Source organism: Sphingomonas aerophila (assembly GCF_014199305.1).
Taxonomy (GTDB): Bacteria; Pseudomonadota; Alphaproteobacteria; order Sphingomonadales; family Sphingomonadaceae; genus Sphingomonas; species Sphingomonas aerophila.
In genome coordinates this window covers 171,622-191,994 of the sequence record NZ_JACIJK010000001.1, presented here as the reverse complement: position 1 = coordinate 191,994, position 20,373 = coordinate 171,622, and the positions used below count along the sequence as shown (strand labels likewise).

Sequence of the window (20,373 nt, the reverse complement as noted above, 5' to 3'; positions counted from 1 at the left end):
ACCCGCCACAATGCCGTACCGGGGGCGAGGTGCCTCCCGTCCGGCTCCTTCCCGCCCAGATCCGGCGCGGGCACGGGCGATGCGCCCGTCCGATGGGCGCCATTTCGCGGCGCTGGACCTTGGTACCAACAACTGTCGGCTGTTGATCGCCCGTCCGCAGGGGCAGGGCTTTGCCGTGGTCGACGCCTTTTCGCGCATCGTGCGACTGGGTGAGGGGCTGGCGGCGTCAGGCCGACTGTCCGACGACGCGATCGAGCGCACCCTGGCGGCATTGCGTGTCTGTGCCGACAAGCTGAAGCGCCGCAACGTGGCACTTGCCCGCTCCGTGGCGACGGAGGCGTGTCGTCGGGCCAGCAACGGCGAAGCGTTTATCGAGCGTGCTTATGCCGAAACCGGCATCCACCTCGACATCATCACCGCCGAAGAGGAGGCGCGCCTGGCCGTGCTCGGCTGCCACGCGCTGCTGGAACCGGGTGAAGGGCCCGCGCTGGTGTTCGACATCGGCGGTGGTTCGACCGAACTCGTGCTGATCGACACGGCCGGCCCGGTGCCGCGCGTGCTCGACTGGCACTCGACCCCCTGGGGCGTGGTGTCGCTGACCGAGAGCGCCGGCGCTGCGACGGGCTCCGATCACGACGCTCGCGTCGCTGCCTATTCCAACATGCGAAACGTGGTGGCGGACAGCATGGCGCCGTTCGCGGCCCGCCTGCCCATTGCGGCGGCCAGGCCCCGGCTGCTTGGCACCAGCGGCACCGTGACGACGCTCGGTTCGGTGCATCTGGGCCTCTCTCATTACGACCGGTCGGCGGTGGACGGGCTGATCGTGCCCGCGGCCGCCATGCGCGGGATCTGCGCTGGTTTGTCCGGCATGGCAGTGTCTGAACGGGCCAAGCTGTCATGCATCGGTGGCGAACGCGCGGAACTGGTCGTGGCCGGGTGCGCCATCCTGGAAACGGTGATGGACCTGTGGCCGGCCGAGCGCCTGGGCATTGCCGATCGCGGTATCCGCGAGGGGATCTTGAAGCGACTAATGGGGGAACGCAGGCCATGAGTCGCGGTGGATCGGGTGGACGCCAGCGCGTCCGCACCGCGCGGGGACGTACCGCGCAGTCGACGCGCTGGCTCGAACGCCAGCTAAATGACCCATATGTGCGCCGCGCTAAGGCGGAGGGGTATCGCAGCCGCGCCGCGTACAAGCTGCTGGAGCTGGACGAGCGCTTCGGGCTGTTGCGCGGCGCCAAGCGCGTGGTCGACCTTGGCATTGCGCCTGGCGGCTGGAGCCAGGTCGTGCGTCGGCGCGTGCCGGCGGCTGCGGTGGTCGGCATAGACCTGTTGCCGGTCGATCCAATCGATGGCGTCACGATCATGCAGGGCGACTTCATGGATGATCACGCGCCGGGGCAGTTGATCGAGGCGCTGGGCGGCGCGCCCGACCTGGTGTTGTCCGACATGGCCGCGAACACGGTCGGCCACCCGCAAACCGACGCGCTGCGCACCATGGCGCTGGTCGAAACCGCGTTCGCCTTTGCTGTGGATGTGCTGGCCCCAGGCGGCACCTTTGTCGCGAAGGTCTTCGCCGGAGGGGCCGACTCGGCGCTGGTGGCGCAGATGAAGGGCGCTTTCACGACCGTGAAGCACGCGAAACCACCGGCCAGCCGAAAGGGTTCGGTGGAATGGTTCGTCGTGGCACAGGGATTCAAGGGCCGGCCGCAGGAATAGCCGACGCGACTCGGGCTGGTCGCCGCGGCTGGGCCGTGTTCGTGCGCCGGCGCGGGCCCAAGGGTCGTTGCACTAAAGAGCAATGGCCTCGATCGACCAACGACCGCTCGCGGAAACGTGTAACGAGCTGAAGGCGGAGGCAGCAAAAGGCCACGCGGCCTGCGCCACACCGGCCTGCGTTCACCGATCCTTGCCCGACGGCTCTGCCGCCAGGCTCAGGCTTTATTCGTAGTCGCCGCCGAGGTTCTGGTTGCGCGGCGGGGCAGCGGCGGTCAGGCGCAGCGCCTCGGCCGAGGCCTGCAGGCTGCCGACGGCGTCGACTTCATCATCGTCGTCAATCTGTACCTTTTGCAGGCTGCCGATCACCGATTGCTGCAGGTTCGACGGGGTCACGGTCTCGTCCGCGATCTCGCGCAACGCCACGACCGGGTTCTTGTCGCGATCGCGATCAATCGTGAGCTCCGCACCGCCGGAAATCTGCCGCGCGCGCTGCGCCGCGAACAGGACCAGATCGAAACGGTTAGGGATCTTGTCGACGCAATCCTCGACGGTGACGCGCGCCATGAACGGCTTCCTCGAATAAACGGAAATTAGGCAGGGTAAGCGCGGTCCGCTACTCGCGAGGGCGCGAAAAGTCAAGAAAACCGCGCCGGCTTGCCACGCGCGGGCGCGGTGGTCATCACGGCTGGCATGGTGGCTGCTTCCCAACCGGTGTTCACGGTCGATGGCAATCGGTTGACCCTGCTCGACACCGGACCGCGGCGCCTCGACGCGCTGATCGGGTTGATCGATGGCGCGCGTGAGTCCCTGCGCATACTCTACTACATCTATGCCGACGACAGCACGGGGCGGCGCGTCAACGAGCGGCTGATCGCGGCGGCCGGGCGCGGGGTCAGGGTCGCGGTCATCGTCGATGGCTTCGGCACGGTGGGCGCTGGCCCGTCCTTCTTCGAGCCGCTGCGGGCGGCCGGTGTCAGGCTCTGCCGGTTCAGCCCGCGCTGGGGGCGTCGCTACCTGCTGCGCAATCACCAGAAACTCGCGCTTGCCGACGCGGAGACTGGGGCCGCCAGGATCATCATCGGCGGATTCAACGTCGAAGACGATTATTTCGGCACCGCAGCGGAGCAGGCCTGGCGTGATCTGGGTCTGCTGGTGGAGGGGCCTGCGGCGGCGCGGATGGCGCCCTATTTCGATGCGCTGGAGCAATGGGTCGGCACGTCCAAGGGCAAGCTGCGCCACCTCAACCGCGCATTGCGCCAGTTCAGCGAACGTGAAGGGCATCTGCGCTGGTTGATCGGCGGGCCGACGCGGCGGCTGTCCCCCTGGGCCCGCGCCGTGCGCCACGACATGCGTCACGGCAGCCGCGTGGACCTGATCGCCGGCTATTTTACGCCCAGCCCTGCTCTGTTGCGCCGATTGGACAAGGCAGGACGCCGATCAGAGCAGGCGGTGCGAGTCGTCACGGCGGCCAAGTCAGACAACAGCGCAACGATCGCGGCGGCACGCTTCACCTATGCCGGACTGCTGCGCAAGGGCGTGCGCATTTACGAATACCAGCCGGCCAAGCTGCACACGAAGCTGTATTGCATCGATCAGGCGGTTCACATCGGCTCCGCCAATTTCGATATGCGCAGCCTGTTTGTGAACCTGGAACTGATGCTCAGGATCGAGGACCGGGCCTTTGCCGATCACGTTCGCGCCTATGTCGATGGCGAAATCGAGAAATCTCAGGAAATCACGCGCGAGGAGTACCGGGCTGGAACCGGCCCGGTACAGCGCGCGCGGCAGTTCGTCGCTTACCTGTTGCTGGCCGTGGTCGACCCGCAGCTTTCGCGCGGGCTTAACTTCGGCATCGATGGGTAGGGCCGGCGACTACCGGCCCGGCCATCAAACCCGCATCGGCATCAGCACATAGAGCGCGGGCGCCTTGTCGTTCTCGCGAATCAGAGTGGGCGCTGCCGCATCGGCCAGGTGAACCTCGACCTGGTCGCCATCGATCTGCCCGAGAATGTCGAGCAGATACCGGCTGTTGAAGCCGATCTCGAAACCCTGTGCCGTATACTCGCCGGGCACTTCCTCGGCAGCCGTGCCATTGTCGGGGCTGGTCACCGACAGCGTAACCTTGTCCCGGTCCAGCGCCATCTTCACGGCGCGGGTCTTCTCGGTCGCGATGGTGGACACGCGGTCGACGCCTTCCTTCAGGCTCGACGGGTCGATCTTCAGGATCTTGTCGTTCCCGGTCGGGATAACGCGGCTGTAATCTGGGAAGGTGCCGTCGATCAGCTTGGACGTCAGCACCGCCTGGCCCAGGTCGAAGCGGATCTTGGTGCCCGACAGCGACACGCCGACCGATCCGTCGACCTCGTCGAGCAGCTTGCGGAGTTCCGCGATGCACTTACGTGGCACGATAACGTCGGGCATCGCCTCCGCGCCCTCGGGCCGCTTCACCGTTACGCGGGCAAGCCGGTGGCCGTCGGTCGCCGCCGCCTTCAGCACCGGCTCTGCGCCGTCCTCTGCGACATGAAAGAAGATACCGTTGAGGTAATAGCGCGTTTCCTCGGTGGAGATCGCGAATCGGGTCTTGTCGATGATCTGCTTCAGCGTCTCCGCGGGCAGCTCGAACGCGGTCGGCAACTCGCCCTCTGCGATCACCGGGAAGTCGTCGCGAGGCAGCGTCCCCAGGCTGAAGCGGGCGCGCCCTGCGACGATGCTCATCCGCCCCTCGGCGACGGTGAGCTGTACCTGCGCGCCTTCGGGCAGCTTGCGGGCGATGTCGAACAGCGTGTGCGCCGACACGGTGGTGGAGCCAGGCTGGTCGACCGCCGCCGGCACCGATTCGTTGATCTGCAGGTCCAGGTCGGTTGCCATCATGCGCAGCGCGCCCGACTCGGTCGCTTCCAGCAGCACGTTGGACAGGATGGGGATGGTATTGCGCCGTTCCACCACCGATTGGACGTGGCTCAGCCCCTTGAGCAGGGTTGCGCGTTCGATCGTCGCCTTCATCTTGATCCCCCAACCCGCCGGCGACTCCGCACGGCCGGGCACTCTCGTCTTGATTTCCTAGCCGCGCCGGGCGGCGCTCGGCAAGCCAAGAGGGGCCTGCCGCTTTCTCCGTGGCGGCGCTAGGGTTAACGCGACGTTGTTGACGGTTGGGCGGGGACACTGAAGCATTGATCAGGCAGGGACGCGATTTCATCGCCCGCCACGGCGAAACGGTGTTCAACTTTGCCCGCCGCCTGCAAGGGGACGCCGTGCACACCCCGCTGACCCGTGCCGGCTTTGCACAAGCGGACGAGATGGGGCGAGCGCTACGGCGATTGCTCGGGCCGCGACCGGCGCTGACGCTATGGGCGTCGCCGACAGGGCGTGCGCTGCAAACCCTGGCCGTCATTGCGGAGCATCTGGACCTGGACTGGCACGGGGCGAACACCGACCCGCGACTGGGCGAGATCGGCATGGGAAGCTGGGGCGGGCGCCTTTACAGCGATGTGATCGGTGAAGTGGGGCCAGTGATCACGCCCACGGGCCTGCTCCGCGTTGCGCCGGGGGGCGAGGACTATCATGCGATCGCCGAACGTTGCGGCGGTTGGCTGGCCGACACGGATGCTGACTCGGGCGATCGACTGGTCATCATGCACGGCATCTCCAGCCGTGTGTTGCGGGGCGTGATGACGAACGCGCCCGTCGACGCGTACGCGGTGGTGCCGATCGCGCCGGGCTTGCCGCAAGGATCGCTGGTGCTGATCGAGAACGGGCGGGAAAGCGTGGCGCACCTTGGCGCCGGGCGCGCACCCGCGTGAACGGTCGATGCGCGCTGCTGGCGGCGATGCTGCTCCTTGTGCCGGCGGCGCTCGCCGCGCGCGACCTGGTCGGGGTGTACGGCAGCTGGGGCGCGTTTCGGGAGGTGAATGGCGTCCAACGCGGCTGTTTTGCGATCGCTCAGCCGGTCGTGGCGGGCGGGCGGGCCGGATGGCGCCCCTTTGCCAGCGTCGGCTTCTGGCCGAACAAGCGCCTGCGCGGGTCGCTTCACGTCCGCCTCAGCGCGGCGCGGGACCGCTCTGCGGGCGTCACGCTGACCGTGGGGGAGCGCCGCTTTGCCCTGGTCGCCGCCGGATCGGACGCCTGGGCCGCCGATGCGCCATCCGATCGGGCGATACTGGCAGCGATTCGCGGTGGCCGCAGCATGAGCGTCGAGGCAGTCGGCGCGGGCGGGCGTCCTTTTGCAGACAGCTATGCGCTGGGCGGCGCCCCGACCGCGATCGATGCAGCGGCGCTGGCGTGTGTGGGGGTGCGGTGAGGCGTGCCGCTTTTCGAGCCAGCGCGGCCATGCCGGCGCGGCGCGCGCTTCAGCCAGCCCGCCGAGCCTGACACGCGCCAAGTGGAAATTGAGAGCGATAAGGGCTATATGGCCGCCATGCTGACAGTTTCGACGTCGCCCGAGCCCGTTTCCGGGTCGATCGCTCCTATGCCGATTCCCGGGCACATCGACCCCGTGCCGGTGCCGCGTGCGCCGTTTGCGCGGCCGGATGGGCGCGTCGACCTGATCGGCCTCAGCAAGGACCAGCTGCGCGGCGCACTGGCAGAAGCGGGGATGGAACCACGCCAGGCCAAGCTGCGCGCCAAGCAGATCTGGCACTGGCTCTACAATCGCGGCGCGACCGACTTCACCCAGATGACGGACATCGCGAAGGCGCAGCACCCCTGGTTGGCGGAGCGCTTCGCGATCAGTCGCCCCGACGTGGTCGAGGCGCAGGTGTCGACCGACGGCACCCGCAAATGGCTGCTCCGCTCGCCCGACGGGCAGGATTACGAGATGGTGTTCATTCCCGACGCGGATCGGGGCACCCTGTGCGTGTCGAGCCAGGTCGGCTGCACGCTGAACTGCCGGTTCTGCCACACTGGCACCATGCGCCTGGTCCGCAACCTGACCGCGGGCGAGATCGTCGGCCAGGTCATGCTTGCCCGCGATTCGCTGGGCGAATGGCCCTCGCAACCAGAGGGGCGGATGCTCACCAACATCGTCATGATGGGCATGGGTGAGCCGCTGTATAACTTCGACAATGTTCGCGACGCGCTCCGCCTGGTGATGGACGGTGACGGCCTGGCGCTGTCCAAGCGGCGCATCACCCTGTCGACCAGCGGCGTCGTGCCGATGATGGCTCGCGCGGGGGAGGAGATCGGGGTCAACCTCGCGGTCTCGCTCCATGCGGTCACGAAGGACGTGCGTGACGAGATCGTGCCGCTAAACAAGAAATACGGCATCGAGGAGCTGTTGCAGGCCTGTGCCGACTATCCGGGCGCCAACAACGCCCGTCGCATCACGTTCGAATATGTGATGCTGCGCGACAAGAACGATTCGGACGACGACGCGCGGGAGCTGGTGCGCCTGATCCGCCAGTATCGCCTGCCCGCCAAGGTCAACCTGATCCCCTTCAACCCATGGCCGGGCGCTCCATATGAGTGTTCGACGCCGGAGCGCATCCGGGCGTTCAGCAACATCATCTTCGAGGCGGGCTATTCCGCGCCCGTGCGCACCCCGCGCGGCCGCGACATCGACGCTGCGTGCGGCCAGCTGAAGACAGCAGCTGAAAAGAAGTCGCGCGCGGAGCTCGACCGCGAGGCAGAGGAAAAGCAGGCAGCACTGGCCTGAGCCGAGGGCGGGCGGGGCCGGCGTGACCGATAAAGGGCACGGGCGCGGCACGCCCGCCTATCGCCGGCTGACTCTGGCGATGCTGTTCGCCGGGTTTTCCACCTTTTCGCTGCTCTACGCCGTTCAGCCGCTGTTGCCGCTGCTGGCCGATACCTATCACCTGAACGCCGAGCACGCGTCGCTGGCGGTATCGCTCGCCACCGGTCCGCTCGCGCTCGGCATCCTTGTCGCGGGGGTGTTGAGCGATCGCGTCGGGCGTCGCCCGCTGATGGTCTGGGCGATGATGGCCGGGGGTGCGCTGACCCTCGCGGCGGCGTTGGTGCCGGGCTGGCCGTTGCTGCTCGCCGCGCGCCTTGCGACCGGGATCGCGCTCGCAGGCGTGCCGGGCGTAGCCATGGCCTATGTCGCCGAGGAGGTGGAGCCCGGCTCTGTCGGCAGCGCCATGGGGCTCTATATCGCGGGCAGCGCGCTCGGTGGCATGGGCGGGCGGTTGGTGGCGAGCCTGGTGGCTGATGTGTCGGGCTGGCACTGCGCCATCGGCACCGTCGGCGTGCTCGGGCTGGTGATGGGAGAAGCCTTCCGCCGGCTGGCTCCGCCGTCACGCCGGTTCGTGCCCGCGCCGCGCCGCCCGGGGTCGATACGCGCCCTGCTGCGCGACAGGGCACTGCCGCTCCTCTACGCCGAAGCGTTCATCCTGATGGGCGTCTTCGTCACCATCTACAACTATGCGGCATTTCGGCTGACGCAGCCGCCCTACAGCCTGTCGCAGGCGGCGGTCGGTGCGGTATTCCTGTTATACGTGCTAGGGTCGATCAGCTCGGCCTGGTTCGGCGGGCTGGCAGGACGGATCGGACGCCGCCGGGTATTCTGGGTGCCGGTCGGGACCCTCGCTATCGGCACCGCCATGACGGCGGCCAGTCCGCTGCCACTGGTCGTGCTCGGCATTGCGGTGCTCACGGTCGGCTTCTTTGGAGCGCATTCGATCGCGAGCGCGTGGGTTGGCCGCCGTGCCACCGCCAACCGGGGCCAGGCCTCCGCGCTGTACCTGTTCTTCTATTATCTCGGCTCAAGCGTGCTGGGGTCGGCGGGCGGCATCGCCTGGACGCGGGCGGGCTGGCCGGGCGTGACGTGGTTCTGCCTGGCGCTGGGTGCGCTCGCCCTGGTTCTCGCCGCCGCGCTCGCCAGGGTGCCGCCACTTGCCGTGCCCGATCCCGCCAATCCTGCACCGGTGGAGGCGTGATGAGTACGGCGACCCTGATCGTCTTCCTGGCCGGCGTCCTTGGCGGCGCGATGAACGCGCTGGCGGGCGGGGGCACCTTTGCGACGCTGCCCTCGCTGCTCGCCGCCGGGCTGCCCGCCAACATCGCCAATGCGAGCTCCAACGTTGCTTTGCTGCCGGGCGCGGGCATGAGCGCATGGGCGTTTCGTGACGAGCTGGGGCCGCTGGGCGGCGTGTCCTATCGCCTGCTCTCGGCCGTGACCTTCCTGGCCGGGCTGGTCGGCAGCACATTGCTGGTGCTCACCCCGGCCGACGCGTTCGACCTGATCGTGCCCTGGCTGGTGTTATACGCCTTTGTCCTGCTGGCGTTCGGGAAGCGCGCGTCGGACTGGCTGCGCTCCCGCGTCACGATCGGCAAACATACGCTGATTGTCGGGCAGGCGTTGCTTGGTACCTATGGCGGCTATTTCGGCGGCGGCGTGGGCATGATGATGACCGCGACCTATGGCCTGCTCGCGGGCCATTCTCCGCGCGAACTGTTCGCCCCGCGCACGCTGATGCTCGCAATCGCCAATCTCGCCTCCGCCCTCGTGTTCGTGGCCGCCGGCTGGGTAGCGTGGAGCCTGGTGCTGCCGATGATCGCCGGTGCGATGCTCGGCGGCTGGGCAGGCGCTCGGGTCGGCCGCCAGCTGCCGGCCGCTTGGGTGCGTGGCTGGACGCTGCTAGTCACGGGCGCCACCGCACTAGTGTTCTTCTGGCGCGCCTACGGGTGAGGGTTGCGCCCGCTCAACCCGGCCGTCGCATCTGGAACTGCGAGTCAGGCGTTGCCTCGAAATAGTCGGCCGGGCCGCCGCCGCGGCTGATCGGGCGGGCGCGGGCGGTCTGGTAGATGCCGCCGTCCAGCATGTCGCGGCGGATGTGGATGCCCACCGCCTCGCCGATCACCAACCATTGATCGAGTGCCGCGCCCTCCTTGGACTCAAGCTGGATCAGCTGGGTCAGCCGGCATTCGAACGCCACCGGGCTGCCCGCGACCCGCGGCGGTGCGACCAGGCGAGAGGGGGCCGCTTCGATCCCGCTCGCGTCGAATTCGTCGATATGCGGGGCGAGGGTCGCTGAAGTCCTGTTCATGGCTTCCGCCAGCTCGCGCGTGGCAAGGTTCCAGGTGAACTCGCCCGTGGCCTGGATATTGGCGACCGAATCCTTCCAGCCGACCGACGAAAAGCCGATCAACGGCGGTCGGTAACACAGCAGGTTGAAGAAGCTGTACGGCGCCAGGTTGCGTACGCCATCGGCCGCCACGCTGCCGATCCAGCCGATCGGCCGCGGCGCGATGATCGCGTTCAGGGGATCATGCGTCAGCCCGTGGCCGTTCGCGGGTTCGTAGAAGTGCCAATCGGACATGCATCGCTGCAAACGAAGCACGGACAGAGGCGATCCGCCCGGTTGCGTTGCCGTGCGCAACGGTTCTAGGGCAGCATCCATGTCGCTGATCGACGTTTTCCTGCGCCGTGCCGTCAAGCGGGGCGAGCTGATCCTTCACCGCCCGGGCAAGCCCACCGTCACCTTTGGCCGGCCCGAACCCGGCTTCGGCGCTATCGTGCTCCGTTTCACGGACACGGGCGTCGAGCGCGCGATCGTGCGCGATCCGGGGCTCGGCGCCGGTGAGATGTACATGGCCGGCCGCTTGCAGGTTGATGGTGACGACATCTGGGGCCTGGTCCATCTGTTGACGGCCAACGATCCATGGGAGGCCGGCGCCCAGCACCTCGTCGCGTCGCGGCTGGTGCGTGCGGCCGGCAAGCTGCGCCACCGGGTGGAGCGGATCAACATGGAGCGTCGCTCCAAGCGCAACGTCGCCCACCATTACGACCTGTCTGGGCGCCTGTACGATCTCTTCCTCGACCGCGACCGCCAGTACAGCTGCGCCTATTACACCGATCCCGCCAACGACCTCGATCGCGCGCAGGAGGACAAGCTTGCGCATATCGCGGCGAAACTCGCCATTCGGCCGGGAATGCGCGTTCTCGATATCGGCTGTGGTTGGGGCGGCATGGCGCTGTACCTCCATCGCAAGCTGGGGGCCGAAGTGCTCGGCGTCACCTTGTCGGAGGAACAGCTAGAGGTTGCCCGGGCCCGCGCCGAGGAGGCCGGGGTCGCCGACAAGGTGCGGTTCGAGTTGATCGACTATCGCCGCGTCGAAGGGCAGTTCGACCGCATCGTGTCGGTCGGCATGTTCGAACATGTCGGCCCGGCGCACTATGGGCAGTTCTTCCAGCAATGCCGCCGGTTGCTGACGGAGAACGGTGTGATGCTGCTCCACACCATCGGTCGGCTCGGCCCACCGGGCGTGACCGATCGCTGGACAACCAAATACATTTTCCCCGGCGGCTATAATCCGGCCCTGTCGGAGATCGTCGCCGCCTCGGAGCCGACGCGCATGTTCCTGACCGACGTGGAAACGCTGCGCCTTCATTATGCCTGGACGCTTCGGGCCTGGTACGAGCGCACGGTGGCGGCGCGGGACGAGATCATCGCGCTGTATGACGAGCGCTTCTACCGCATGTGGACCTTTTACCTCGCGGGCGCGGCCAAGGCGTTCGAGCATGGCGGCTTGTGCAACTTCCAGCTCCAGTTCAGCCGCAGCCGGACAGAGCTTCCCGTTACCCGCGATTACATGATCGACGAGGAGCGGCGCCTGCGCGGGTAAGCGCGGCGCCGCCCGCCGGCCTCAGCGCGTTTCCGTTTGCGGCTTGCGGGGGCCTCCAGCCTGCACCTCCGCCAGCGTGGCGGAGCGTGCGGCCTGGCGCTCGGCCATGCTGACAACCCCGTCGCCATTGGTGTCATAGCGGCGGGCCATCGCCACCAGCGAACGCTGCATTTCTGGCGGGGACAGCTTGTTGTCCTTATTGATGTCCGCCCGCGCGAACAGCGATTGCGACAGCATTTCGACCTGCCCCGAGCTCATCTTGGTCTTGCCCACGTCCATCCGCCGAACCCGCGCCTGGATTTCGGCCCGGCTGAGAAAGCCGTCCTTGTTGGTATCGGACGCCTTGAACTCCGCGGCGACACGCGGGCTGACTGCGGCGACCGTCTTTGCGCCGGGCTTAGTTGCCGGCTTGCTCTGGGCGAGCGCTGGGGACTGAGTCGCGACAAGCGCGACAGCGGCGAGGAGAAGGGGGCGAAGCATAGGGGCACGTTCCTGAGGCTGTTGCATTGTACCACGGCTGAACGGTTGCGTGACGAGGCGGGAGCGCATAGGGGCGCGGCCTTGTTCCCGCCCCCTTTTCGGCAAGGATCCTGTCACCGTGAGCGACACCGTCAACCGGGTCGTGCTCGCCTATTCGGGCGGGCTCGACACCAGCGTCATCCTGAAATGGCTGCAGCAGACCTATAACTGCGAGGTCGTCACCTTCACCGCGGACCTTGGCCAAGGCGAAGAGCTGGAGCCCGCACGCCGCAAAGCGGAGATGGCGGGGGTCAGGCCCGAGCACATCTTCATCGACGACCTCAAGGAAGAGTTCGTCCGCGATTACGTGTTCCCGATGATGCGCGCCAACGCGCTGTATGAGGGGCTGTACCTGCTCGGCACCTCCATCGCGCGGCCGTTGATCGCCAAGCGGCAGATCGAGATCGCGCAGATGGTCGGCGCTGATGCGGTCAGCCATGGCGCGACCGGCAAGGGCAACGACCAGGTCCGCTTTGAACTCGGCTACTATGCGCTCAACCCGGACATCAAGGTCATCGCACCCTGGCGCGAATGGGATCTGACCAGCCGTACCCGGTTGATCGAGTTCGCCGAGGCGCATCAGATCCCGGTCAGCAAGGACAAGCGGGGCGAGGCGCCGTTCTCGACCGACGCGAACCTTTTGCACACCTCGTCCGAGGGCAAGGTGCTGGAAGACCCGTGGGAGGAAGTGCCCGAATACGTCTTCTCGCGCACCGTGTCGCCCGAAGAGGCGCCGGACACGCCCGAGATCATCACGATCGATTTCGAGCGCGGTGACGCGGTGGCGGTGAACGGGCAGGGCCTTTCGCCCGCCAGCCTGCTCGCGAAGCTCAACGATTATGGCCATCGCCACGGGATCGGCCGGCTCGACCTGGTCGAGAACCGCTTTGTCGGCATGAAGTCGCGCGGCATGTACGAGACGCCCGGCGGCACCATCCTGCACCTCGCCCACCGCGCGATCGAGCAGCTGACGCTCGACCGTGGCGCCGCACACCTGAAGGACGAACTGGCGCCGCGTTATGCGGAGCTGGTGTATAACGGCTTCTGGTTCTCGCCCGAGCGCGAGATGCTGCAGGCCGCGATCGACCATAGCCAGGCCAAGGTGTCGGGCACCGTGCGGCTGAAGCTCTACAAGGGCAGCCCCCACGTCATCGGCCGCCGCAGCCCCAACAGCCTGTATTCGGAAAAGGTCGTGACGTTCGAGGACGACCAGGGCGCTTATGACCAGCGCGACGCGGCGGGCTTCATCAAGCTCAATGCACTGCGCCTGCGGTTGCTGGGACGCCGCGACCGCTGAACGTCCCTGGGCCCGGTTGCTGAACGACGAGCAACCGGGTCCGCTATACGCACTGCTCGCACGGGCGGCGCAATCTCCGCCACCTCCGCTCCGGCGCTCGGCGTCGTCGGTGAACCCTCCTTGCGTTCGCGTCTCGACAGGCGCTCGCGATGGCATTGCCGGCCCGCATCCGGCCCCCAAGCGGAACGATGCGATAATCTGGGCGCGCTCGCTCTTGTCCGGCGGCCCTGCCACGCACTAAGGCCGCGTGGATGGGGGAGAAGCTCCACTGGTGGCAGACACGCGCGTTCGTGGTGGCGGCAACACTCGCGGCGGTGATTCCGCTGTTGTGGCCGACAGTGCCGCCGCTGGTCGACGTGCCCGGGCACATGGGGCGATACCGCGTTCAGCTGGCAGTCGCCGACAATCCGTGGCTGTCGCAATGGTATAATTTCAAATGGTCGCTGATCGGCAACCTCGGCGTTGACCTGCTGGTGATCCCGCTCGCGCCCGTGGTCGGGCTCGAAATGGCGGTCAAGCTGATCATCATGGCGATTCCGGCGCTGACCGTTGCCGGCCTGTTGTGGATCGCGCGAGAGGTTCATGGGCGCATCCCGGCGACTGCATTGTTCGCGCTGCCGCTCGCCTATAGCTACCCCTTCCAGTTCGGCTTCATCAACTTCGCGCTGTCGATGGGCATCGCGCTCAACCTGTTCGCGCTGTGGCTGCGGCTGGCGCGTCAGGGGCGGTTCCGGCTGCGCGCCGCAATCTTCCTGCCCGCCTCATGCCTGTTATGGCTGTGCCATACCTTTGGTTGGGGCGTGCTGGGCGTGCTCGCCTTTTCCGCGGAGATGATCCGGCAGCATGATGCAATGCGGCCGGGCCAGGGCGCGCGCGGTTGGGCAGAGGCATGGATCCGCGCAGGTCTCGGCTGCCTGCCGCTCTGCCTGCCGATGGTGCTGATGGTGCTGTGGCGGTCGGGAGAGCATGTCACCGGCCAGACCGGGGACTGGTTCAACTGGCGCGCCAAGATCGCCTTTGTCTCAATGGCGCTGCGCGATCGGTGGATGGCGTTCGACCTCGCCTCCATCACCGTGCTGTTGCTGATCCTGTTTCGGGGCGTGCGCGACGACCGGGTGGAATATTCACGCCAGCTGGGCCTGTCGGCGGCGTTCCTGTTCGCCATGTTCATCGTGCTGCCACGCATCGTCTTCGGCAGCGCTTATGCGGACATGCGGCTCGCGCCCTTCGCGCTCGGCATCGCGCTGATCGCGATCCGTCCACGGCCGGGCCTGTCCACTCGCGGTACTGCGACTCTCGCCGCCCTTGGGCTGGCGTTCTTCCTGGTGCGGCTGGGCGGCACAACGGCGAGCTTTTACCTGTACGACCGCAGCTACAGCCGGGCGCTCGCCGCGATCGACCATTTGCCCCAGCGTGCGCGGGTGGTGAGCTTTGTCGGCCGCCGTTGCCAGGACGATTGGGCCTATTCCCGCCTGGAGCATCTTCCAGCGCTCCTCATCGTACGCCGGCTCGCCTTTTCAAACGACCAATGGTCGATGGCGGGCGCGCAGTTGCTGACCACGCAGTACAAGGCCGCGCAGGGCTTTGCCCATGATCCGTCGGAGATCGTCACCGACCGCTATTGCCGGGGCAATTGGTGGCGGCCCGTGCGCATGGCGCTGAACAACTTTCCGCGCGACGCCTTTGATTATGTGTGGCTGCTCCAGCCGCCACCCTTTGACCCTGCGCTGATCCGCGGCATGACGCCGATCTGGCAGAACGGGCGCGACATGCTGCTCCGCGTCGACGATCGCACCCAGCCCGAGCCGCTGACGCTGGCGGACTTCGGCGTTCAGCTGCCGCCGCGGCGAAAGGGAGTCATCTCGCCCAGATAGTCGCGGTCCGCGGCGACCGCCTCGCGCTCACGCTGCAGGAAGTCGGCGATGGCGCGGCGGAAGCCTGCGTCCGGGATGTAATGCGCGGACCAGGTCGGCACCGGCACATAGCCGCGCGCCAGCTTGTGCTCCCCCTGCGCGCCCGCCTCCACCGTTTGCAGCCCGCGCGCGATCGCGGCATCGATCGCCTGATAATAGCACAGCTCGAAATGGAGGAACGGCACCTCCTCCGTGGAACCCCAGTAGCGGCCATACAGCGTATCGGCGCCGATCAGGTTGAGCGCCCCCGCGATCGGCACACCGTCACGTTCGGCAACGATCAGCAGCACCCGGTCGCCCAGCATCTCGCTCAGCAGCGAGAAGAAACGACGGGTGAGGTAGGGCCGGCCCCATTTGCGCGACCCGGTGTCCTGGTAGAAATGCCAGAACGCGTCCCAATAAGCGGGCGTGATCTCCGCGCCGTTCAAGTGCCGGACCACCAGGCCCTCGACCGCGGCCGCGCGCTCCTTTCGGATCGCCTTGCGCTTTCGGCTGGCAAGCTCGGCCAGGAAGTCGTAGAAGCTGGCGTAGCCGTTGTTGCGCCAGTGGAACTGGACGCCCTCCCGGATCAGCCAGCCCGCAGCCTCGAACAGCGGCACCTGATCGGGCGCGGCAAAGGTCGCGTGCGCGGACGACAGCCCGTTCTGGTCGACCACCGCTTCCAGCGCGGCCAGCAGGGCCGGGGCGGCCGCCTCGTCGCGCAGCAACAGCCGGGGGCCGGGCACGGGGGAGAAGGGCGATGCGATCTGGAGCTTTGGGTAGTAATCCCCGCCCGCCCGCTGCCACGCATCGGCCCAGGCATGGTCGAACACATATTCGCCCTGGCTGTGTGACTTCACATAAGCGGGCGCGATGGCGGCGGGGCGGCCATCCTCACCATCGACCACGATCGGCAAGGGTTGCCAGCCTGATCGTCCACCGACGCTGCCCGATTCCTCCAGCGCGGTCAGGAAGGCATGGCCGACGAACGGGTTGGCTGTCCCGGCGCAGGCATCCCAATCGGCGGCGGCAAGCGCGGCGACGCTGTCGCACAAGCGGGCGGTGACGGTGCTGGAACTCACAATCCGCTAGATAGGGCGGTGGGGCGGCATGGCCAATCGCTTTGCCGCCCCACCCGGTCGGATCAGCCGACCTGCACCACCGCATCAACTTCCACCGCCGCGCCGAGCGGCAATGCCGCGACGCCCACCGCCGCGCGGGCGTGCTTGCCCGCATCGCCGAACAACTGCTCCATCAGGTCGGACGCGCCGTTCGCTACCTTGGGCTGGTCGGTGAAGCCGGGGGCGGAGTTCACGAACACGCCGAGCTTCACGATACGGCGGACGCGCGATAGATCGCCGCCCAGCGCCGCCTTGATCTGCGCGACCAGCATCAGCCCGCACAGCTTTGCGGCTTCCTGGCCCTGTTCGAGCGACGTGTTCTCCCCCAGGCGCCCGGTTACCACCTGTCCGTCGCGAAAGGGCAGCTGGCCCGACACGTGCAGCATCCCGCCCGCTTCGACGGCGGGAACATAGGACGCGACCGGCGCCGCCGCCTGCGGCAGTGACAGGCCAAGATCGGCAAGCTTTTGATCAACACTCATGCAACGGCTCCTTCGGTATGGTCGGCGGGAACACCCGCGTCGAAACGCTCGGCGATCCAGCGCTGGGCTGTTGGCCAGTCATCGATGCGAACATGGGCGTGGCCCGCGGGCGGGACGCTGGGCGCCAGCCGCGGCTCGGCCACCATGTGCAGCCGGTGGACGCCCGGCGCGTGCTTCGCGACCGATTCGTGGTGCACGGCGAGGTCGTCCACAAACACGGTGACCGGGTTGCCATGTTCGGCGACGAGATCGGCGACCGGGCGCCCCTTGCCCCCCTGGTTGCACTCCACGCGGTGACGAATGCCGAACCGGGCAAGCTGCTCGATCCGGGGTTGCTGGCACTGGTCGGTCAGGTTCGTCAGGACCACGATGTCGGCAACCTCCGACAGGGCCTCCAAGGCCGGCGCCGCGCCGGGTACGATTGTTTGCCGATCCATTTCAGCCGGGAAGAACTCGCCCAGCAGCGACCACATCTCCGCCTGGGTCAGTGGCGCGCCCTGGTCGCGACGGCGGATGCGCTCCTCCCAGGGGCCGTGCTCGATATGAAAGTCGAGCTTCTTTGCCTCGTCCAGCCACGTGCCGAAGTGCCGCACCATGTGCAGCAGCACCTCGTCACAATCGGTGATCAGCAGCGGCCGGCTCACGCTTCCAGCCTTTCGCGTGCAGCGACCAGCGCAGGGGGTTTCACGCCCAGTTCCTCCGCACAGGCGACCAGATCCGCTTCATTCGCTTCGAGGAAGCTCAGCGTCGCCGCGAGTACGGCCGGGTCGCCGGCGCGGGCGCGCAGGTCTGCCGGATCGAGGCCGGTGACGGCCAGCAGCCGAGACGCGCGGTCCGGCTCGCCCAGCGTCCATACCAGCGCGCGCAGGGCAAGCGCCGCAGGGTCGTCAATTGTATCGGTGTCGCGCATTGCCTAGATCGCCATAATGGAAGAAGCGGTCGACGAGCCGGTGGCAAAAAGGGTGCTCGTTGTCGAGGACAACGAACTCAACTCCAAGCTGTTCTGCGACCTGCTGCGCGCGCACGAGTTCGTGGCGGAGCCGGTGCGCGACGGGCGGGAGGCCGTTGCCCGCGCGCGATCCTTTTGCCCGGACCTCATCATAATGGACATCCAGATGCCTCACGTCACGGGGCACGAGCTGATCGTGCAGCTGAAGGCGGACGCGGAACTTCGCACCATTCCGGTGATGGCGGTCACTGCCTATTCGGGCCGCGACGACGAGGAACGCATCCGCGCCGCGGGAGCGGAGGCCTATGTGTCCAAGCCGATCAGCCTGGCGCGGTTCATGGACGCGGTGAACGCGCTGTTGTGACCCTGGCCCATGCATGGGGGCGTGCCGCCTAATCCAACCGCATCGCTTCGGCGGCCAGCACCTCCGCCTCGATCAGCAGCGCATCGTCCGCGCTTCCCGTCGACACCCGCTCACGCCCGATCAGCGTCAGCACGGGCACGGCAAGCGGCGTGACGCGGTCGAGGTCGGTGTGCAGCATCGTTTCCGCCGCCCGGTCCAGCAGCGCCGCGAGCCGTCCCACATCCGTCATCCGCGCCCGCGCATCGGCCCACGCAGCCTGCAACAGCAGGTGCGACGGCTCGTACTTACGCAGCACGTCATAGATCAGGTCGGTCGAAAAGGTGACCTGCTTGCCCGTCTTTCGCCGCCCCAGATGCTGGCGCTCGACCAGCCCGCCTATCACCGCCACTTCCCGAAAGGCGCGCTTGAGCAGGTGGCTGCGTTCCACCCAATCGACGAACTCATGTTCCAGGATGTCGGGGGAAAAGAGGCTCGCCGGGTCGGTGACCTTCTCCAGCCCGTAACAGGCGATCGCGTAATCGTTGGCGACGAACCCGAGCGGCTTCAGTCCCTGCGCCTCCATCCGCTTGGTCACCAGCATGCCGAGCGACTGGTGCGCGTTCCACCCTTCGAAACTGTAGGCGACCATGTAGTGCCGCCCTTCGCGCGGGAAGGTCTCGACCAGCAGCTGTCCCGGTTGGGGCAGCGCCGCGCGACGCTGCTGTATCTCCAGCCACTCGCGCACATCGGATGGGAAGCGGTGCCATTCCTCGGGCGAGGCCAGAAACCGCCGCACCCGATCGGCGAGGTTGGTCGATAGCGGCATGCGGCTGCCGCCATAGGTCGGAATGCGCGCCTCCCGCTTGGTGGCGCGGACGATCAGGTCCTCCGTATCGATCTTCTCGACCTCGAGCGACAGTCCGGCGAAGAAGAAGGTGTCGCCGTGGCTGAGGCTGGAGGCAAAGGCTTCCTCGACCTTGCCGAGGTTGCGGCCATTGCGGAAGCGGACGTTGAGCATCGTCGCTTCGACGATGATGCCGGCGTTCATGCGATGTTGGCGGATGAATTGCGGGTGGCTGACGCGCCAGGTGCCGTCCGGGTCCTGGGTCAGCCGCTTGAACCGGTCGTACGCGCGCAGCGAATAACCGCCGTCGCTGATAAAGCCGAGCACCCGGTCGAACGTCTCGTCGGTCAGCGCCGAATAAGGGAGAGCGGAGCGGATCTCGTCCAGCAATTCATCGCGGCGGAACGGCTCGGCGCACGCGCAGGCCATGACATGCTGCGCCAGCACGTCGAGCGCGCCGGGGCGGAACAGGTCGGGGTCAAGCTCGCCCGCCTCCACCGCGTCCAGTGCCGCGCGCGCTTCCAGATATTCGAAGCGGTTGCCGGGCACCAGAATGGCCTCGGACGCCTCGTCGAGGCGGTGGTTGGCGCGGCCAATCCGCTGAAGCAGCCGCGACGAGCCCTTGGGCGCGCCCATCTGGATCACGCAATCGACATCGCCCCAGTCCACGCCCAGGTCCAGCGATGCGGTCGCCACCAGTGCGCGCAGCCGCCCGGACGCCATCGCCGCCTCCACCTTGCGCCGTGCCTCCAGCGCGAGCGAACCGTGATGGACGCCGATGGGGAGGCTCATCGCGTTCACCTTCCACAGGTCCTGGAAGATGAGCTCCGCCAGGCTGCGGGTGTTGCAGAAGACGATGCTGGTCTTGTGCGTCTCGATCTCCGCCATGACCTGTTGCGCGGCGTAGCGGCCCGAATGGCCGCTCCAGGGCACGCGATCCTCCGGCAGTAGAATGGCGATGTTCGGATCCGCGCCCGGTTCGCCGCGCACCAGGCTGACCCGGTCGATGTCGCCATCGGGGGCCAGCCATGCGCGATAACCATCCGCGTCCGCCACCGTCGCGGACAGCGCGACGCGGCGCAGGTCGGGCGCGATCCGCTGGAGGCGCGCCATGGCGAGCGACAAAAGGTCGCCGCGCTTACCCGTGGCGAACGCGTGGACCTCGTCCACCACGATCGTCCGCAGCCCGGCGAACATGGTCTGCGCGTCGGGATAGCTAAGCAGCAGGGACAGCGATTCGGGCGTGGTCAGCAGGATTTGCGGCGGCCGGGCGCGCTGTCGTGCCTTGCGGTCGGAAGGAGTATCGCCAGTCCGCGTTTCCACCCGGAAGTCGAGCCCCATCTCTTCGATCGGGGTGACCAGGTTTCGCTGGATGTCGACTGCCAGCGCCTTGAGGGGCGAAACGTAGAGGGTGTGGAGCCCGTCATACTCGCCCGCCTCGATCAGCTCGGTCAGGGTCGGCAGGAAACCGGCGAGCGTCTTGCCCGCGCCGGTCGTCGCGACCAGCAGCGCATGGTGCCCGCGCCGTGCCTCGGCAAGCATGTCGATCTGGTGGCGTCGCGGCCGCCAGCCCCGCGCGGCGAACCAGTCGGCGAGCGGGGCGGGAAGGTCAGTCATTCCGGTGCGAT

The 20,373-nt window shown here is 67.4% G+C and carries 21 protein-coding genes; 12 read left to right on the top strand and 9 right to left on the bottom strand.

Annotated features, from left to right (window positions below):
* Window positions 1-10: 10 nt before the first annotated feature.
* Together FHS94_RS00950 and FHS94_RS00945 are read left to right on the top strand one after the other, a co-directional pair.
* Window positions 11-1,051, top strand: a complete 1,041-nt coding sequence (locus FHS94_RS00950; protein ID WP_184054386.1) for a Ppx/GppA phosphatase family protein — start codon at window positions 11-13, stop codon at window positions 1,049-1,051.
* Window positions 1,048-1,719, top strand: coding sequence for an RlmE family RNA methyltransferase (locus tag FHS94_RS00945; protein ID WP_184053516.1), 672 nt, complete (start codon window positions 1,048-1,050; stop codon window positions 1,717-1,719). The genes FHS94_RS00950 and FHS94_RS00945 overlap by 4 nt, the downstream gene beginning before the upstream one ends.
* A 222-nt stretch (window positions 1,720-1,941) precedes the next feature.
* Here FHS94_RS00945 and rpoZ read toward each other — a convergent pair whose 3' ends face one another.
* Entirely contained in the window at window positions 1,942-2,283 is a 342-nt protein-coding gene (gene rpoZ / locus FHS94_RS00940; protein WP_184053513.1) for a DNA-directed RNA polymerase subunit omega, read from the bottom strand.
* Between the two features lie 126 nt (window positions 2,284-2,409).
* Between rpoZ and FHS94_RS00935 the strand changes: the two genes are divergently transcribed.
* On the top strand, window positions 2,410-3,582 hold the full coding sequence (locus FHS94_RS00935; RefSeq protein WP_184054384.1) for a phospholipase D-like domain-containing protein: 1,173 nt from the start codon (window positions 2,410-2,412) through the stop codon (window positions 3,580-3,582).
* Between the two features lie 24 nt (window positions 3,583-3,606).
* Here the strand turns inward: FHS94_RS00935 and dnaN are convergent, their stop codons facing one another.
* Complete coding sequence (gene dnaN, locus FHS94_RS00930; protein ID WP_184053510.1) at window positions 3,607-4,722, bottom strand: DNA polymerase III subunit beta; 1,116 nt, start codon at window positions 4,720-4,722, stop codon at window positions 3,607-3,609.
* A 146-nt stretch (window positions 4,723-4,868) separates the two neighbouring features.
* Here dnaN and FHS94_RS00925 point away from each other — a divergent pair, with 146 nt between their 5' ends.
* The 5 genes from FHS94_RS00925 (at window position 4,869) to FHS94_RS00905 (ending at window position 9,361) form a co-directional block, all read left to right on the top strand.
* A complete protein-coding gene (locus FHS94_RS00925) occupies window positions 4,869-5,519 on the top strand; it encodes a histidine phosphatase family protein (RefSeq protein ID WP_184053507.1) in 651 nt (216 codons plus the stop codon).
* Entirely contained in the window at window positions 5,516-6,016 is a 501-nt protein-coding gene (locus tag FHS94_RS00920) for a hypothetical protein (RefSeq protein WP_425506149.1), read from the top strand. Before FHS94_RS00925 ends, FHS94_RS00920 begins: the two co-directional genes overlap by 4 nt.
* A 168-nt stretch (window positions 6,017-6,184) precedes the next feature.
* Window positions 6,185-7,369: a dual-specificity RNA methyltransferase RlmN gene (gene rlmN / locus FHS94_RS00915; protein WP_484592893.1), complete on the top strand. Its 1,185-nt coding sequence runs from the start codon at window positions 6,185-6,187 to the stop codon at window positions 7,367-7,369.
* Window positions 7,370-7,391: 22 nt separating this feature from the next.
* Entirely contained in the window at window positions 7,392-8,609 is a 1,218-nt protein-coding gene (locus tag FHS94_RS00910) for an MFS transporter (RefSeq protein WP_343055105.1), read from the top strand.
* The gene (locus FHS94_RS00905) at window positions 8,609-9,361 is read left to right on the top strand and encodes a sulfite exporter TauE/SafE family protein (protein WP_184053504.1); all 753 of its coding nucleotides are present in this window, start codon (window positions 8,609-8,611) and stop codon (window positions 9,359-9,361) included. The genes FHS94_RS00910 and FHS94_RS00905 overlap by 1 nt, the downstream gene beginning before the upstream one ends.
* A 13-nt stretch (window positions 9,362-9,374) precedes the next feature.
* Here FHS94_RS00905 and FHS94_RS00900 read toward each other — a convergent pair whose 3' ends face one another.
* A complete protein-coding gene (locus FHS94_RS00900) occupies window positions 9,375-9,992 on the bottom strand; it encodes a flavin reductase family protein (protein WP_184053501.1) in 618 nt (205 codons plus the stop codon).
* A 79-nt stretch (window positions 9,993-10,071) separates the two neighbouring features.
* On the opposite strand from FHS94_RS00900, the gene FHS94_RS00895 reads away from it, so the two are divergent.
* On the top strand, window positions 10,072-11,298 hold the full coding sequence (locus tag FHS94_RS00895; RefSeq protein WP_184053498.1) for an SAM-dependent methyltransferase: 1,227 nt from the start codon (window positions 10,072-10,074) through the stop codon (window positions 11,296-11,298).
* A 21-nt stretch (window positions 11,299-11,319) separates the two neighbouring features.
* On the opposite strand, the gene FHS94_RS00890 is transcribed toward FHS94_RS00895, so the two are convergent.
* Window positions 11,320-11,778, bottom strand: a complete 459-nt coding sequence (locus FHS94_RS00890; RefSeq protein ID WP_184053495.1) for an EF-hand domain-containing protein — start codon at window positions 11,776-11,778, stop codon at window positions 11,320-11,322.
* A 118-nt stretch (window positions 11,779-11,896) separates the two neighbouring features.
* On the opposite strand from FHS94_RS00890, the gene FHS94_RS00885 reads away from it, so the two are divergent.
* Together FHS94_RS00885 and FHS94_RS00880 are read left to right on the top strand one after the other, a co-directional pair.
* Window positions 11,897-13,114, top strand: a complete 1,218-nt coding sequence (locus tag FHS94_RS00885; RefSeq protein ID WP_184053492.1) for an argininosuccinate synthase — start codon at window positions 11,897-11,899, stop codon at window positions 13,112-13,114.
* A 251-nt stretch (window positions 13,115-13,365) separates the two neighbouring features.
* Window positions 13,366-14,988: a hypothetical protein gene (locus FHS94_RS00880; protein WP_221234454.1), complete on the top strand. Its 1,623-nt coding sequence runs from the start codon at window positions 13,366-13,368 to the stop codon at window positions 14,986-14,988.
* Here the strand turns inward: FHS94_RS00880 and FHS94_RS00875 are convergent.
* From FHS94_RS00875 to FHS94_RS00860, 4 genes are all read right to left on the bottom strand, one after another.
* Window positions 14,946-16,088, bottom strand: a complete 1,143-nt coding sequence (locus FHS94_RS00875; protein WP_184053488.1) for a GNAT family N-acetyltransferase — start codon at window positions 16,086-16,088, stop codon at window positions 14,946-14,948. The genes FHS94_RS00880 and FHS94_RS00875 overlap by 43 nt on opposite strands.
* A 62-nt stretch (window positions 16,089-16,150) precedes the next feature.
* Window positions 16,151-16,609 carry a RidA family protein gene (locus tag FHS94_RS00870; RefSeq protein WP_184053485.1) on the bottom strand — a complete coding sequence of 153 codons (459 nt, stop codon included), beginning with the start codon at window positions 16,607-16,609 and terminating at the stop codon, window positions 16,151-16,153.
* Complete coding sequence (locus tag FHS94_RS00865; RefSeq protein WP_184054374.1) at window positions 16,606-17,205, bottom strand: HAD family hydrolase; 600 nt, start codon at window positions 17,203-17,205, stop codon at window positions 16,606-16,608. The genes FHS94_RS00870 and FHS94_RS00865 overlap by 4 nt, the downstream gene beginning before the upstream one ends.
* A gap of 44 nt (window positions 17,206-17,249) precedes the next feature.
* The gene (locus FHS94_RS00860; RefSeq protein WP_184053482.1) at window positions 17,250-17,519 is read right to left on the bottom strand and encodes a DUF3572 domain-containing protein; all 270 of its coding nucleotides are present in this window, start codon (window positions 17,517-17,519) and stop codon (window positions 17,250-17,252) included.
* Between the two features lie 40 nt (window positions 17,520-17,559).
* Here FHS94_RS00860 and FHS94_RS00855 point away from each other — a divergent pair, with 40 nt between their 5' ends.
* Window positions 17,560-17,922 carry a response regulator gene (locus FHS94_RS00855; protein ID WP_184054372.1) on the top strand — a complete coding sequence of 121 codons (363 nt, stop codon included), beginning with the start codon at window positions 17,560-17,562 and terminating at the stop codon, window positions 17,920-17,922.
* Window positions 17,923-17,950: 28 nt separating this feature from the next.
* Here FHS94_RS00855 and FHS94_RS00850 read toward each other — a convergent pair whose 3' ends face one another.
* Window positions 17,951-20,362 (bottom strand): ligase-associated DNA damage response DEXH box helicase, encoded by a 2,412-nt coding sequence (locus FHS94_RS00850; RefSeq protein WP_184053479.1) that lies wholly within the window; start codon window positions 20,360-20,362, stop codon window positions 17,951-17,953.
* Between the last annotated feature and the right edge of the window lie 11 nt (window positions 20,363-20,373).